The 14,652-nt window shown below is 70.2% G+C and carries 11 protein-coding genes and 1 pseudogene; 1 reads left to right on the top strand and 11 read right to left on the bottom strand.

All coding sequences use genetic code 11. The annotated features are described in order from the left end of the window. Positions 1-50 precede the first annotated feature (50 nt). The 3 genes from IEZ17_RS16065 to IEZ17_RS16055 are packed head-to-tail and all read right to left on the bottom strand — an operon-like array spanning position 51 to position 2,147. On the bottom strand, positions 51-1,223 hold the full coding sequence (locus IEZ17_RS16065; RefSeq protein WP_189300649.1) for an LLM class flavin-dependent oxidoreductase: 1,173 nt from the start codon (positions 1,221-1,223) through the stop codon (positions 51-53). Further along, on the bottom strand, positions 1,202-1,924 hold the full coding sequence (locus IEZ17_RS16060; RefSeq protein ID WP_189300647.1) for a UbiX family flavin prenyltransferase: 723 nt from the start codon (positions 1,922-1,924) through the stop codon (positions 1,202-1,204). Before IEZ17_RS16060 ends, IEZ17_RS16065 begins: the two co-directional genes overlap by 22 nt. Then, positions 1,914-2,147 carry a hypothetical protein gene (locus IEZ17_RS16055; protein ID WP_189300645.1) on the bottom strand — a complete coding sequence of 78 codons (234 nt, stop codon included), beginning with the start codon at positions 2,145-2,147 and terminating at the stop codon, positions 1,914-1,916. Before IEZ17_RS16055 ends, IEZ17_RS16060 begins: the two co-directional genes overlap by 11 nt. 148 nt (positions 2,148-2,295) lie before the next feature. Between IEZ17_RS16055 and IEZ17_RS16050 the strand changes: the two are divergent. Beyond that, positions 2,296-2,466 (top strand): annotated as a pseudogene (locus IEZ17_RS16050) (transposase); the annotation flags it as partial. A 250-nt stretch (positions 2,467-2,716) separates the two neighbouring features. Here IEZ17_RS16050 and IEZ17_RS16045 read toward each other — a convergent pair. The 8 genes from IEZ17_RS16045 to IEZ17_RS16010 form a co-directional block, all read right to left on the bottom strand. Beyond that, positions 2,717-3,121 carry a hypothetical protein gene (locus IEZ17_RS16045; RefSeq protein WP_189300642.1) on the bottom strand — a complete coding sequence of 135 codons (405 nt, stop codon included), beginning with the start codon at positions 3,119-3,121 and terminating at the stop codon, positions 2,717-2,719. Between the two features lie 408 nt (positions 3,122-3,529). Next, a complete protein-coding gene (locus tag IEZ17_RS16040; protein WP_189300640.1) occupies positions 3,530-5,923 on the bottom strand; it encodes an ATP-binding protein in 2,394 nt (797 codons plus the stop codon). A 32-nt stretch (positions 5,924-5,955) separates the two neighbouring features. Next, positions 5,956-6,552 carry a 4'-phosphopantetheinyl transferase family protein gene (locus IEZ17_RS16035; RefSeq protein WP_189300638.1) on the bottom strand — a complete coding sequence of 199 codons (597 nt, stop codon included), beginning with the start codon at positions 6,550-6,552 and terminating at the stop codon, positions 5,956-5,958. Positions 6,553-6,662: 110 nt separating this feature from the next. Then, positions 6,663-7,982 (bottom strand): aspartate aminotransferase family protein, encoded by a 1,320-nt coding sequence (locus IEZ17_RS16030; protein WP_189300636.1) that lies wholly within the window; start codon positions 7,980-7,982, stop codon positions 6,663-6,665. Positions 7,983-8,105: 123 nt separating this feature from the next. Continuing rightward, positions 8,106-11,876 (bottom strand): 3-carboxy-cis,cis-muconate cycloisomerase family FAD/NAD(P)-binding protein, encoded by a 3,771-nt coding sequence (locus IEZ17_RS16025; protein WP_189300634.1) that lies wholly within the window; start codon positions 11,874-11,876, stop codon positions 8,106-8,108. 160 nt (positions 11,877-12,036) lie between these two features. After that, positions 12,037-13,212 carry a 3-deoxy-7-phosphoheptulonate synthase gene (locus IEZ17_RS16020; RefSeq protein WP_189300632.1) on the bottom strand — a complete coding sequence of 392 codons (1,176 nt, stop codon included), beginning with the start codon at positions 13,210-13,212 and terminating at the stop codon, positions 12,037-12,039. 114 nt (positions 13,213-13,326) lie between these two features. Then, positions 13,327-14,037 carry a mycothiol-dependent nitroreductase Rv2466c family protein gene (locus tag IEZ17_RS16015; RefSeq protein WP_189300630.1) on the bottom strand — a complete coding sequence of 237 codons (711 nt, stop codon included), beginning with the start codon at positions 14,035-14,037 and terminating at the stop codon, positions 13,327-13,329. After that, positions 14,034-14,573: a hypothetical protein gene (locus IEZ17_RS16010; protein ID WP_189300628.1), complete on the bottom strand. Its 540-nt coding sequence runs from the start codon at positions 14,571-14,573 to the stop codon at positions 14,034-14,036. The genes IEZ17_RS16015 and IEZ17_RS16010 overlap by 4 nt, the downstream gene beginning before the upstream one ends. Positions 14,574-14,652: the final 79 nt, after the last annotated feature.

The following is a 14,652-nucleotide window of genomic DNA, read 5'->3' as shown; positions in this document are numbered from 1 at the left end:
CGAGATGGGCCACCGGCAGGCCGAAGGCGAGGACGCCGGAGGAGGTTCGGTCAGCAGGCGGTACGGCGGTGAGCGGGGCGCTGGTCGGTGTCCGAGCCCGGTCGTACGCCCGGGTCCCCTGCAATGTCACGACGCCGCGGTGACGTTCGCCCGGGCAGCACCTCCTCCATGAGGAGTTTCACGGAGCGCTGCCAGGTCTCCTGCTGGTCGGCGGTGTCGTAGCAGGTGAGCAGCAGGGTGCCGAAGCCGCCGGTGTCGTGCTGGAGCCGGCTGATCTTGTCACGGACGGTGCGGGGCGAGCCGACCAGCCACAGGTGGTCGATCAGATGGTCGAGGTCGATGCGATCCTCGGGCACGGTGTGCCCGTCCGGCAGCGCGCCGAGGAGCGGGCCGAGTCCCACGTGCAGATAGAGCGGAAGCAGGAACTCCTGCCAGCATCGGGCCATCGCGCTGTTCCGGGCCAGGTCACGGGCTTCGCCGTCGGTGGGGGCGATCAGTACGTCCCGGATGATCCGCCAGGTGTCGCGGTCGGCGGTGCGGCCGGAGTCGGCGGCGCCTTCCGCCACGGTAGGGAAGTGCTGGGCGAGTTGGGTGTTGTCCGGCGTGACGCAGAGGCTGACGGGCAGGTAGCCGCGCGCACCGGCGAGGCGGTGGTTGGCGGAACCGGCGGTCAGGCCCGCGATGGCGATGGGAGGGTGCGGCTGCTGATACGGCCGCAGGTGGTAGCCGAGGCCGGGCAACGGGCTGGAGGGCACGCCGTGGGTCCAGAAGCGGCCTGAGTAGGGTTGCGGGCCCTGGGTCCACAGCCGGTCGATGATGTCGAGTGCTTCGAAGGTCATCTCGCGGTTGAGGCCGGGTTGACTGTCGATCGCGAAGAGTTGGCGGTCCGTGGGCAGGGCGCTGATGGCCGCGCCGAACTGGTAACGGCCGCCCCCGAGGTGGTCGAGGTAGGCGGCGCGGTGGGCCAGTTCGACGGGGTGGTGGTAGGGCAGCAGATGGCCCAGCGGTCCCAGCCGGATCCGCGAGGTCTGCGTCAGCGCCTGGGCGATGAGCAGGTCGGGGGCGGGGCACGGCGACCACCGGGCGGTGAAGTGTTCCCCGATCCACACCTCGCTCAGGCCGGCCTGCTCAAGGAACCGGATCTGCTCCAGGTCCAGCTGGTGCCCCTCGGCGATGCTCCGCTCCGGTGGGTGGGAGTTGATCAGGAAAGCGCCGACTCGCATGGCCGGTCTCCTCGTTCAGGGAGTGGATGGGTGGCCGGCTGGGAGGCGTCCGGCCGGCGCCAGCGGGCAAAGGAGCCGGTGTCGATGCCGAACAGGTCCAGCACGCGGCCCACGCTCTGGTCGATGACGTCGTCGAGTGTCCGGGGGCGGATGTAGAAGGCCGGAACCGGCGGGGCGATGATCGCGCCGTTCTCGGTGACCGTGGCCATGTTGCGCAGGTGTGTCAGGGTGAGCGGCGTTTCGCGGACCATCAGCACCAGTCGGCGCCGCTCCTTGAGCGTCACGTCGGCGGCGCGGGCCAACAGGGTGTCGCACACGCCGGTGGCGATCTGCGCCAGCGACTTCACCGAGCAGGGGGCCACCACCATGCCCCGGGTGCGGAAGGAGCCGCTGGAGACCGCCGCCGCCATGTCGTCGGGGTGGTGGTGCACGTCCGCCAGCGCCAGTACGTCCCGCACGGTCAGACCGCACTCGTGGGGCAGCGTCAGCCGCGCCCCGCGGGAGAACACCAGATGGGTCGGCACACCGCCAGCGCGCAGCGCCTGGAGCATCCGGATCCCGTAGACGATCCCGGTGCCGCCGCTGATGCCCACCACGAGCGGTTGGGCGTCGGAGGCGGCGGGCTCCGGCCGCAGGGCACTGCCGTTGCCGGTGCATACGCCGTCGGGTGGCGGTGCGTGCACCAACGGGTCACCGTCCATGGGTGGGGCCCACCGAGCCCGCCCGGGTCCGGTGCGTGCCATCGGGCGGGTCGGGGTGCCCGTCGTACCGGAGATCCAGCACGCGCCGATGCAGGTCGGCGGAGACGTCCTCGGGGAATGCGGTGCTGCGGGGCTTGTCAGCTCCCTGACGGAGCACGCAGTCCAGCGCCTCGACCGGGCTGCGACTCCTGATGTGCTTCTTGGCGCTGGGCCGATTGCTCATGACACAACCTCACCGACTGTCCAGCAGGGTGGATGGGATGGACGCATGGGCGGATATCAGCATCCGGCAACGGCTCCACGTCCGTTGCTGTGGCTGCCCCCTAGCAGCCGATACAGGAAGTGCTCCCCGGCGTCACGTTGCGTCCCCTATGGGGCGGGGGGAACTTGCGGGCACGGGGTGGGCCCGGCTGGAACCGCACCTTCCGTGGAACGCGGGACGGGGCGGACGCGGGGAGGGCCGCCGAAGGGTGACCGACGGCGTTCTCTTCCGTCAGCGCACCGGCATACCGTCGCGAGATGTCCCGAGCGGTTCGGGGAGCGGATGACGGGAAGGCACGGTCCCGAGCGCGGGGACGAGCGGGCCGACCACCGGCGGCAGGGCAGCCGCGGCGGTCGGCCCACCGGCTTCGACCGGACTCGGTACGCCCGCGGGGACGAGGTCGAGCGGACGATGAACCAGCTCAAGAACTACCGTGCTCCTGCGGCCTGTTCCGCACGGGGCGCTGTGTCTGCCATGGCGCCGTTGCCGCGCTCCGGCTCCGGCTCCGCCGCTGACCCGCCAGGCAGTCCTCAGCCGAAGTCGCTGGGGACCAGGGCGTCGGTCCACCGAGAGTACGCGTGGCGTTCCTGGGGCGTGAACGCCGGATCGGTGATCCGGTACTGCCGGTAGTACCGCTGCCCTTGATCCTTTCGCACACCGCGTACCTGAAGTCGAGCGCCCGGCAGGATACGCAGGTGGCCTTCGGCACAGCTCGGCTTACAGGTGTTGATCGTCATGGTGCCTTTGCCGATCGCCGTCCGTGCGCCCCAGTGAGACCAGTGCAGCCCGCTCAGTCCGTCGTGGTTGGTCACCGCGAACGTCTGCGGCTTGACGGCAGGGTGCTGGGACAGATCGTCAAGGCGGATCGTCGGGGTCGCAGCCGCGGCAAGCGAGCCGGTCGCCGGTACGACCGCTGCGGCGAGCACGAGTGCCACAAGGGAGCGCCGAAGTGTGGGAGGGCGGGGCATCGGTGCTGCCTCCTTCGGTGAGTGATGGGTGAGGTGAACGGTGGCCTGCCCACGGCCACAGCAACCGAGCGCTGCGGAGTGGACAGCAGGAACCTTCGATGGCCCGGCGGGCTGTGGTGGAGAGCAGGCGCCGGCTGTTGGCGGCAGCCGTACCTGTCCTGCCGGCGCATCCCGGTGGAGCGTGGCCGGGCCGACCTGACACATCCAGCTTGAGGGTGAGTCAGACCTGGCGAAAGGTGTGTATGGGCCGACCTTTCGTGCACCGGATCCCGCCCGATGGGGAAGTGGAGTCGGCACCTCTGCGGCCGAGTTGGTCGAGGAGCGGGACGCGGGGGGGCGGCGGTCGGCGGCGAGCATCTGCCGCTGCCGACCGTGTCAGGGGGAACGCCATGAGGCCACGTCCGCTGCCAGCGCATGCAGACCTGCCGCACGGCAGAACGAGATCGCCTGCGTCAGTGCGGCCGGCTCGCGCGTGCAGAACGCGTCGGCGGCCGTCGCCCAGACACGGACCAGGGAACTGTCCAGCTCGTCACCGATCGCGGCGAGCTGCACCCGCACGTCGTCCGCACCGTTGAGCCGGGCACACTCCATGAGCAGCCATGCCTCGGCCAGGTGGAAGCCCGCCTCCCGCATCGCGGTGGCGCCCTCGACCAGCATGCGGCGCGCCCGCGGGAGATCACCATCGGCTGCGGCAATCCAGGCCGCGGCCAGGGCGTAGAGGTCGTGAGAGGTCAGGGGGTGGTCGTCGAGAGCAGTCGGACCGGCACCGGCCAGGGCGTCTTGCGCAGCGTCGAGCTCCCCCATCCGCGCCGCGACTGCCGCCAGTCCCGCTCGCGCGAAGCAGAGCGCCCGCGGCTGCTGATACGCGTCCGCGAGTGCCTCGGCCTGCTGGAACCACTCTCGTGCCGAACGGAGTTGGCTGGCCATCAGTTCGCAGCGCGCCGCATGGCATGCGAACCATGTCCGGAGGTCCGGCATTTCGGCCGTTGCGGACTGCTCGAAGTACTCCTTGCCCATGGCTCGCGCGTCATCGAACCTGCCGGTGTTCACCAGCACGATCATCCGCAGCAGGGCGGACTCGCAACGCTCGTAGGAGGGAGGCCCCGGTGCACTGCGCGAACCGGCATCGGCACTGTCCCCTTCACGGACCGTGTCGAGCAGTCGCAGCGCTTCGCCGCCCTCGCCGCTGTAGGAGAGAGCGACGGACTTCTGGAGCATGCCCCGGGCCAGGACACGCGGCTCGTCGGTGGCGCCCAGATCTTCCAGGCAGGAAAGCGCGGCGTCCGTCCCGTGAATGCACAGGTGATAGGTGGCTTCGTCCACCGACAGCTTCCGGAGTCCTTCGTAAGTGGCGAGCCGGTCCCGGGCCTCGCTGATCACCTCCAGGGTTCTCTGGGTATCGGCCACCTGCCAGTAGAAATTGGTCGCGCGCAGCATGGCTGCGGTGAGTGTCTGCTGCTCGGTCTCTGCTGTGTCCTGGGCACGGTGGAGCCATTCCTCGGCTTCTTCCCGGTGGCCCGAGTGGCAGTGGGCTTCGCCTACGAGCAGGCAGATATCCGCGGTGAGGCTCTCCTCGTCCACGAGGGACAGCAGACGGATGACTGCCAGGAAATCACGGGCATGCCGGGCCAGTCCGGCTGCTTGTACGAGCGTGGCCACATCGGCCCTTTCCCCGGCGGCCAGTTGCCATATCGCAAGGGTCAGGGCGTCTTCGCGGCGGCGTGACCCGCAGGAGGCGACCAACGCCGCCTGCCGGCGGTAGACGGCGCATGCGCGCGCAGGGGGGATTTCCGCCGCCAGTATCTCGCTGTAGAGCGGATGGGCGATCGTGCAGGAGGTGCGGCGCCGGTCCCGGGCCATACGGATGATCCCGGCCCGCCGCAGGACGTCGAGATCGGCCGCCGTGCCGATCTGCTCAAGGGCATGGACGGACAGGGTTTCACACAGAGCGAGGGTCTCCAGTATGTCCCTGCTCGATCCCTGGAACTCGCTCACCCGGCCGCGGACAATGTCACTGAGGCGGACGGTTGCCTTGATCCCCCCGTTCAGCTGCCACCGTGCGTGCTTCTTCTCCAGCGCGCCCGACGCGAGCACATGGCCCACGAGTTCCTTCAGGAACAGGGGGTTTCCTCCGGAGACTCTCACCAATTCACTCGCGGCGCGATGGTCAAGGGGTGCGCCCAGCACATCGGTGAGCAGGCTGCGCGCCTGCTCGAAGTCGAACTCGGCGAGATTCAGGTGTCGGGTGACGGGGCACTCCCGTATCGCATCGACGGCGGCATTGCGGCATGTATCGGTATGCACCGTCGCTATCAAGTGCACCGCGTCGGCCGCCAGCAGTTGGTGCAGTAGCACGATCGAGGTGCCGTCCAGCAGATGCAGGTCGTCGACGAGCAGGACCGTGCGGAATCCGGCGGCCGGCCGATCAGCGGTTTCCCCATTCCTCACGCGCAGCGCCGTCGTTATGGCGGTGAACACGGCGGCAGGGTCGCGGAGACGGGGGTCCGACGGCAGCAGGTGGGCCATCGCGCCCAGTGGCACACCGGCGGCCGTGGCGGAGGCCGTAACGTGGAGAACCGGATATCCGGCGTGGCGGGCGAAATCCAGGCAGGCGTGGGCAAGTTGCGTCTTGCCCACGCCTGCCCTGCCGTGGATGACATAGGCGCGCATATCAGAGGAGGCGAGGTCCGCGGCGAATGTGCTCAGCTCGCGTTCGCGGGCGGCCGACGGCCATCGCTCATCAATCATGACGCTGCCCTGCCTTGTCATCGTGGTTCCGAACTGGTCATGCGCAAGATCGGTCAGGTGCTGCCGTCGGTTCGGATGCTGACGGCTCGCGGCATCTGCCCGACGGCCGCAAGTGCCAGGACGCATCCCGCCCACCGCACCGGCTCGCTCAGCCACACCCCAGGACTGCCGGGCACCTCAGCCGGCCGCAGGCCGGCGAACTCGGGGGGCCAGACGCCCGGCAGAGGTATCCGCTGGCGGGTACCACCGTGGCGCAGACCTGCGCCTCGGGCCTTGCCGATCGCTTCCTTTGCGGTCCACAGCCACAAGAACGCCGCTGCCCGGTCGGGGGCGGGCAGGCCCCCGAGCCAGTCGGACTCGGTCGCGGGGAAGTACCTGCGGCTCAAGGCCAGGGCCGGTACCGGCCGCACCGCCTCGATGTCCACACCGACGGGCCCGGCGGGGCTCAACGCGACCGCGACCACGCCTCGCCCATGGCTCACGCTGATGTGAGTGTCCGTCATCGCTCCGATGAGATGGGGCCGGCCGCCGGGCCGGTGGCCGATGTCGAGTTTCCCGATCTCGCTGGCACCGAGCATGCCGGCGGCCGTCTTCAGGAGCAGCCCACGGGCAGCCTCCCGCTCCGGCCCGCGTACCGCTGAAACAGCCACTGTTGCGTGCTGCGATGGGGGTGTCCGTCGCTCGGCCGCGCCTGCCCGCAGGGGCCTTCGCGGCGAGGCTTCGGCACCGGCCGTTGCGGCGAGCGCCGGCGACAGCCGGATCACCCGGCCCGCAGGCCGCGCGCGACCACATCCACAATCCGGTCCATGTCCGCCCGGCTGTGTGCGCTGCTGAGGAACCACGGCTCCAGAGGATTGGGGTGGAAGTACAGTCCACCGCGCTGGCAGTGCCGCTGGAGACGCCGGTGTGCGGCGAAGTCGATGGTGTCCGTCGCCGCGTCGTACGCCTCGGGACCGGTTTGCGGCCCGCTCAGGACGGCCACGGACAGCACCGAGCCGGCCCGTGCGATCCGCACGGGCCGGCCGGCTTCCGCGAAGCGGTCGCGCAGCTTCTTCTCCAGGTGGGAACAGGATTCCTCAAGGTCTGTGTAGACAGAGGGGCTGCGCTGGATCTTGCCGAGCATGCTGACCACGGCTTGTACGGCGGCATGGTTGCCGCTGTAGACACCGCCGTGAAACGCCTCGTTGCGTGCCAGCGGACCCATGATCTCCCGGCCGGCGCCGAAGGCGGCGACCGGGAAGCCGCCGCCGAGCACCTTCGAGATGACACTGATGTCGGGCCGGATGCCCAGGAGTTCCTGGGCGCCGCCGCGCGACACACGGAATCCGGTGATGACCTCGTCGAACACGAGCAGCGCGCCATTGGCTGCGGCCAACTCGCCCATCTGCTCCAGGTATCCGGGCAACGGGTGCACCACACCCGCATTCGCACAGATGGGTTCGCAGATCACCGCGGCGACCTCGACGCCCCGCTCGGCGAAGAAGCGGGCGAGGGCGTCGCTGTCGTTCCAGGGCAGCTGCACGGTGTGCCACAGCGCCTCGGGGTTGGTTCCGGGGGCGGCGTGCAGTTCGGTACCGCCGTGCTGCCCGGTGCTGTCGGCGGTGATCGCGCCGCGCAGCAACGTGTCGCTCCAGCCGTGGTAGTGGCCCTCGAAGGTCACGATGAGCGTGCGCTTGGTGTGGAAGCGGGCCAGGCGGATCGCGGACGTGATGGCTTCGGTGCCCGAGTTGGCGAAGCGGACCTGCTCCATGGAGGGCATCAACGCGCCTATCAGCTCGCCCGCCTGAGCATCGAGCCGGTGGACGATCCCGGTCATGGCCCCGAGGTGCAGCCGCTCGCTGACGGCTTCCACCACCTCGGCATCGGCGTAGCCGAACAGATGGGGTCCGTAGCCCATGTTGACGTCGATGAGTTCGTTGCCCTCGACGTCCCACACGCGGGCGCCCATGGCCCGGTCGACGACGAGAGGGTCCTGGATCCCGAGGTTGCGCATGTTGCTGCTGCCTCCGCCGGCGATGACGGCCCGGGCGGCGGTCAACAGGGCTTCGTTGCCGGAGGGGCGGGGGGTGGTGGCGTTCACGGCGACGGGTCTCCTCAAAGATGATGGTGGCGTACGGGTGCGGGGGGTCGCGGTGGAACCGGCGCACGGCGCAGGGGCCGGGCGTCGGCCGCGACGGGCACGGACGTCTCGCGGCTCGCAGCGTCAGTTGCTGCGGTCACGTTGTCCGGCGTGGTGTTCGAGAGCGCGATCCACGAGTTCCGCGGAGGCTCCCAGGTAGCGAGAGGGGTCGAGCAGGCCATCGATGTCGGCGGCGGAGAAGCTCTCCCGGATCTCGGGGACGTCCAAGAGGGCGTCGACCAGGGGGCGTTGACCGGTCAGAGCGGTGTGGCAGGCCTGGGCGACAGCGGACGCGGCCGAGCGGTCCGGGTAGCGGGCCCGCAGGGCGTGGACGAGGCGCTCGGTGGTCATCAGCGCGCCGGTCGTCTCCAGATTGGCGCGCATCCGCGCCGGGTTGACAGCCATGCGTGCGCAGAGATCCGCAGCGGTACGAGCCGCACCGCCGACAAGGCGGAGGCATTCCCGCAGCGGCATCCACTCCGCGTGCCAGGCACCGGCCGGGCGTTCGTCCTCCGCCGCCATGCTCTGGAGCAGGATCGCGGCCAGAGGCGGTACCTGCAAAGCAGCCGTCCGGACGAGCGTGGCCAGGACCGGGTTGCGTTTCTGCGGCATGGCCGAGGATGCTCCGTGGCCGGGTCCGCCCAGCTCGTTGATCTCCGCGGTCTCGGTACGGGCCAGACTGAGCACATCCGTGGCGATCTTGCCGAGGGATCCGGCGGTCACGCTGAGGGCGTGCGCGAGGTCGGCCATCGGGGTGCGACGGGTGTGCCAGGGCAGCAGGGGTGCCGACAGGCCGAGTTCCCGGGCGTAGGTCTCGGTCAGATCCGGTGCGTAGTGCGCGGGCGGCGGCGCAGCAGGGTCACCGTCGCGAGCGCATTCAAGATACCCGGCCATGGTTCCGGCCGCGCCACCCAGCTGCACGGGCAGGCGGGTGCGCCCGACCTCGTCCAGCCGCCCTCGGGCCTCCAGGAGACCCAGGAGCCAGCCGGCGGCCTTGAGTCCGAAGGTGATGGGTGTGGCGTGCTGGGTGAGGGTCCGGCCGGCCATGAGGTCGTCGCGATGACGGGCGGCGAGCACCGCCACGCCGTCCGCCGCCTGGTCCAGGTCGTGCAGGATCAACGCGATGCCGCGCGCCGACACCAGCATGGCGGCGGTGTCCAGGATGTCCTGGCTCGTGGAACCCAGGTGAACGAACCGGGTGGCCGCGGGGCACGCCGCATGCACGGCGGTCGCCAGGTCCTGCACCAGGGGGACCACCGGATTGGCCGCCGCACGGGCACGCCGGGCCAGATCAGGCAGGTCCAGGTCGCCGGCACGGGCAGCATCCGTGATCGCGGCAGCGGCCGACTCCGGTACCGTTCCCAGGCGTGCCTGGGAACGGGCCAGAGCCGCCTCGGCGTCCAGCATCGCCTGCACCCAGGCACGATCCGAGACCGCGGCCTCGATCGGTGTCGACGCCCGCACGGGCGTCAGCAGACCGCTGTCCTCGGCACTGTCTCGTGCTGCTGCGGCACTGGTACGGCAAGGGTCGCCGGTCCCCGGCGGGAGGTCTGACAACATCGTGCACTCCTGTCGCATGTCGCCTGGTTCGGTGCAGGGATCCGGTTCGGCGCAGAAGGTGTTCCGCGGCCGAACCCGAGGGGATCCACGGGCAGTTCGCCGGCCCGTGCCACCGGACGGCTGCCGGTCGGACCATGCGGTGGCGCGCGCCTGCCCGGGTGGTGACCGCAGGCTGGGTGGCGGCCGGGATCCATGCCCTGATTCGGAGGCCGAGGCGAGGCTCTGGCCCGGGTTGGCGCGTGCGGGGCCGGACGCGGGGGTGTCGCCCTTCCCCACGGCGGGGTGGCGGGGCAGGCCACGGCCGTCCCGTCGAGTGCCCTGCGCTCCGAGGGGGACTCCACCGCCGCCGTGGGGCGCCTCCGGCCGGACAGTGTGCGGCGCACCGTGTTCGGCCGGGGCGCGCCGGCTGCGCCGAAGGCAGGAGAGCACCGCGCACGCGACGGCATCCGCATCCGCCAGCGACACCGAGTTCACGCCCGGCCGCGCACCGGCGGCGGTGCCCCAGTGGACGCCTTCGGTGGGAACACCGAAGGCGAGCACACCGGGATGTCCGTACCCGTGACGTGACACCAACTGATAGGGCCTGCATGTCACTTGCAGCCCGCCGGTGTCGTACGTGCTGCCGTCCGCGTCACGGATCCGATACGAGGTGCCCTGCTGCGTCCGCAGGAGATATCCGAGGAGCGGATCAGCGGTGCGCCGGACGTCCGGTCTGGGCAGGCGCGCCTCGATCAGGGCATGGGCCCTGCGCAAGGAGCCGGGAACGGCCGGCGAGTGGACGGTGAACGTGCCCTGCGTCTCACAGCAGTCGACAGTGGCGGCGGGGCCGACCGGCTCCAGGAGGCCGGCGCGGATCAGGGCCGCCATCTCCTCGATCCGCCGGACGGGCGGTCCGATGGACAGAAAGGCGTTCAGCGGGGTGTACCAACCGTCGAGGTCCTCGGCATGCGAGCGGCTGGACAGCCCTCCGTGGTCGATGGCCATCCGGACCTCGTTGCGCAGATCGCGCAGCACGTCCAGCGCGGCCTTGGTCGGATCGCCGAGGTTTCCGCCTCCGGCCTGCGCGATGTCAGCGGTGAGATGGTCCAGCAGCCAGCGGCGGAAGTCGGCGGCGTCGGTGAACGACCGGTCGCGGTGCGGATACGTCGCCTTCTCCCAGTCCCAGGTCTCACCCGGGGCGATGCCGGCCGCGGCCCGCACGGTCTCCTCCGTCCTGCTGTGCCAGGGAGCCGGCAGGTAGTGGCGGCGGAACTGCTCCGCCACCGCTTCGGACGTACGCCGCGCGACGAGGCGCGTGTAGTAGACGGTCTCCACCTCCTTGGCGATCAGGGGCCATATCTCGCGCCGGAAGTCGAGTCGCCGGGATGTTCCGTCAGCACCGCGGAGCCGCCCGGCGAGCGCGGCCGTGAGCACCTGCGGCTCGTGTCGGCCGCACGGGCCCTTCTCGTTGCGCCCGCGGGCGACATAGGGGATGCCGCGGCGCGATCCGCAGATCATCCGGGGCTCGTGTCCGGACGGTACGTACGTCACCTGGCCGTCCCGCCGTTGGAAGCGGCCACCGCGGCCCGTGGTCAGCAGCGCCATGTAATCGAAGAAGCACAGGCCGAGCCCGGAGAGGATCACCGCCTCCCCGGCGGCGATCCCTGACAGGTCGGCGTCGGCCGGGTTGCCCGGGGGGAGATAGGTGAGACGGGTGCGCTCGGCGAACCCGGCGCGTGCGCGCTCCGTGGCGCTCAGGGACACCGGCGTGTGCCCCTGGGTGAGGACGACCATCCTCAGGCCGCCCAGTACCGTCCCGTTCTCCAACGTCAGTTGCTGCTCCGGTGAGCCTGAACCAGTCATTCCGCCGCCACCGTCGAGCCGCAGGGCGCGGGTGGCATGGACGACGACGTTCAGGGAGCACGGCGCCGACGACACCGCATCCAGGAATGCCCAGCGCAGGTAGGCGCCGTAGAGCCGCCGGCTGGGGTAGGCATCGGCGTGCAGCCGACGTGCCTCCTGCAAGAACCTCTCGTCCAGCGGGACAGCTGACGGCAGGGCGGCGGCAGTCCGTACCCACTCCCACAGGCTGGGGCCGGTGACGAGTGGCCCTGCCATCTCCACGGATTCATCGGGATAGACGGTGACTTGGGAAGCCACCGTGTTCATGAGCAGGCACCCGGGCTGATCCGTGCGCCACACCCGGCCGGGGCCCGGTGGGTAGGGGTCGACCAGATGCACGGTGACGGGTGGTCCGGGACGTTGAGCCAGATTGGCGCACAGGCGGAGGAAGACGCTCAGGCCGCGAGGCCCCATCCCCACTATGGCGGTGCTGTCGTGACACTCGTTCAACTCTCCTCCAATGAGGCACACGCCCGCGCATCCCGGCGCGCGGCCACGGTGTTCGGGACGTCCACGACCTTGCGGTGCGAAGGAACTGGTCGGCCGGTGGCCTCCCGCTGCCTTCGGCCCGCCGCTACAGCCGCTTGACGAAGTGCTCGACGATCTCTTCCGACTGCGCGGCGTTGAGGCGTGGATCGCAGGCGCTGGTGTACGGGCCGAGCGGCGCGGACGCGTCGATGTCGTCCAGATCCTGCACGCATTCCGTCACCCGGTACGGGGTCATCTCGATGTGGAGACCCGCGGGCCATTCGCGCGCTCGGTGCAGCACGGCGACGAACGCGTCGATCTCGGCCTTCATCGCCACCAGCGACCTGGTCTTCTGGCCGTGCGGTGTGACGACGGTGTTTTCGTGCATGGGGTCGCACAGCCAGGTCACCGGAATGCCCTGCCGGGCGACCGCGGCGACGATGGGGGGAAGAGCCTCGGGGAGAGCCTTCGCCCCCATGCGGACGATCAGCGTGATCTTTCCTGGCTCTTCCGCCGCACCGACGGTGGCGACCAGCCGGATCACGTCATCCGGTGTGGCGGACGGGCCGATCTTGATGCCGGTCGGATTGGCGATGCTTCGGACAAGGGATACGTGTGCTCCCGCGGGGTGCCGGGTCCGCTCCCCCACCCACCCGAAGTGGGCGGAGCCCGCGTAGCGGAGGTCGTGCCGGCGCTGGATCTGGGGAAGTTCGTAGTCCAGGAGCAGGAATTCGTGCGAGGTGTAGACGCGTTCCGCTGTGGGCCTGTGCTGCCAGGATGACCTGATGTGTTCCAGGGTCGTTCGCGCGCAGTCGTATGCGGTCAGCAGGCGCTGCGGGTCAGGGCGGCGGGAGTGCGGATCGGGTTGCCGGCCGTTGACACCGTCACCGCGGTAGCTGGGCACCAGTCGTCCGCCGGGGATTTCCTCCACCGGGTTGGACCGCGGCTTGGCGTACTGGCCGGCCAGTCGCCCGATGGTCACGACAGGCAGCGCCGTGGCGGACCGGCAGCGATCCGCCAGGCCGTACAGGAGGTCCAGCTTGCGCTGCACCGCTGCGCTGCCCGACTCGGCGAACAGCTCCGCGCAGTCCCCGCCCTGGATGACGAGAGCCCGGCTCGTCTGGGCCGACGCCAGGAGGGAGCGCAGCGTCGTCACCTCCGCGCTGGTCACCAGCGGGGGCTTGCTGCGCAGTGTGTCGCACACGTCCTTGAGCTGGTGGGGGTCTGGCCAGGCGGGCTGTTGGTCGGCGGGGGCGCTGGTGTCGAATGGGGCGGTGAGCACGGTCGTTGTGGCCTTTCGTGAGAGGCACGGGGACAGAGCGGCCGAGGCTGAAGGTGAAGGGGGCGGGCCGTTGCCGGTGTGCCGTGGCGTCTGCCGGCCCGGGGAGCAGTGATCTCAGTCGAGCACCGGTTCACTCGCACGGTGGCGCTTGAGCTCACGGAAGCCGTCGACCTGCGTCAGCGCGGTCAGGGCATCCCAGGCACGGACTGCATCCAATCCTTCGGGCACCTGCTCCAGCACCGGGCCGAAGAGGGTGACGGTGCGGTCCCGCGCATCGCGCAGCCGCAGCAGGGGTGTCCCGACATCGGCGCCGTAGGCGGCCGTCGCGGCGTGATGACTGGCCAGCAGTGCCTGGCCGACGGCGTCCGATCGTGCGCTGTGCAGCAGTTCACCGGGCAGTCGCGCCTCGTGCAGCGCGTCCCGCAGGGCGGTGGCTCCGCGTTGGACGGGCTTCTGGTGGAACCGGCGCGCCAGCGCCGGATACAGGCGTGCCAGCGCGGCCGGCCCGTGGTGCTGTTCGGCGGCAGTGCACAGGCGGGCGGGTACGCCCCCGTGCCGGGCAAGCAGCCGGTACCGCAGACCGACGTCGTCTTTCTGCGCGTTCAGCACTGCCAGGCTCATGACCCGTAACCGCACGTCCAGTGGTCGGTGGCGGCCGACCTCTCCCAGCCAGCGGGCCGTCGCCCAGGCCCACGGGCACACAGGGTCACACCACAGGTCGATCCGCGTCGGTTCGGGCGGGGCGTCGCCCGCAACCATGAACGTGGTTTCCGGAATGTCGAGCGCGCCGGCAGCCGGCGACGGGATGTGCCGGGCCTCGCTCATGGTGCGGTTCCGTGCGCGGGTGCGGTCTCCGCTCCGCGGGTGTCCCCCCGCGGCGTCAAGGACGTACGGAATCGGCAGACTTGGCCGCCGTCGAGCTCGCACTCCAACCGCTCGTCCCGGCATGCCAGTCCGACGCCCTCAAAGAACCCGGAACGTATGCCCATGCACGGGCAGCGGTAGCCATCCTGCGTTCCCGCCGCACGGAGCATGCGTTTGGGAAAAACGTCCGAGACAGCGGTCTCCCAGGTCGACGGATCGAGCACGGTGTACTTGACCCGCATATGACCGTCGTCGGGGAACATGACGGACGGTATCCGGGAGAATTCCTTCAGGAAGTCCTCAAGTGACTGCCCGCGGAACCTGATCCCATACCGCCCGGCACACCACCTCGCGACGCGTCGGGCCACGAACTTCGCGGCTTCTTCATTGATTTCATTGGCGGCGTCAGGGCCGAACCTCTTGAGCACACCCTGATACCAGCGGGCGTCATGGAGCCACCAGAACTGCGCCAAGGGCGGCTCAGCGGAAGCTGTCATCTCTGTCTCTCACCAATCTTGGGACTTCGCGCACAGCGCGGAACACCACTCGCGTACGGATCAACGGCGTTCACGATCC

The sequence above is a fragment of the Streptomyces albospinus genome, from assembly GCF_014648695.1.
GTDB lineage: Bacteria > Actinomycetota > Actinomycetes > Streptomycetales > Streptomycetaceae > Streptomyces > Streptomyces albospinus.
This window is presented reverse-complemented; position numbering and strand designations above follow the sequence as displayed.

Excerpts from the sequence above, each read along its gene's own strand:
- IEZ17_RS16065 (WP_189300649.1), bottom strand. The coding sequence starts at position 1,223 with ATGCGAGTCGGCGCTTTCCTGATCAACTCCCACCCACCGGAGCGGAGC.
- IEZ17_RS16010 (WP_189300628.1), bottom strand. The coding sequence starts at position 14,573 with ATGACAGCTTCCGCTGAGCCGCCCTTGGCGCAGTTCTGGTGGCTCCAT.
- IEZ17_RS16040 (WP_189300640.1), bottom strand. The coding sequence starts at position 5,923 with ATGACAAGGCAGGGCAGCGTCATGATTGATGAGCGATGGCCGTCGGCC.
- IEZ17_RS16060 (WP_189300647.1), bottom strand. The coding sequence starts at position 1,924 with ATGGACGGTGACCCGTTGGTGCACGCACCGCCACCCGACGGCGTATGC.
- IEZ17_RS16055 (WP_189300645.1), bottom strand. The coding sequence starts at position 2,147 with ATGAGCAATCGGCCCAGCGCCAAGAAGCACATCAGGAGTCGCAGCCCG.
- IEZ17_RS16015 (WP_189300630.1), bottom strand. The coding sequence starts at position 14,037 with ATGAGCGAGGCCCGGCACATCCCGTCGCCGGCTGCCGGCGCGCTCGAC.
- IEZ17_RS16025 (WP_189300634.1), bottom strand. The coding sequence starts at position 11,876 with ATGGGGCCTCGCGGCCTGAGCGTCTTCCTCCGCCTGTGCGCCAATCTG.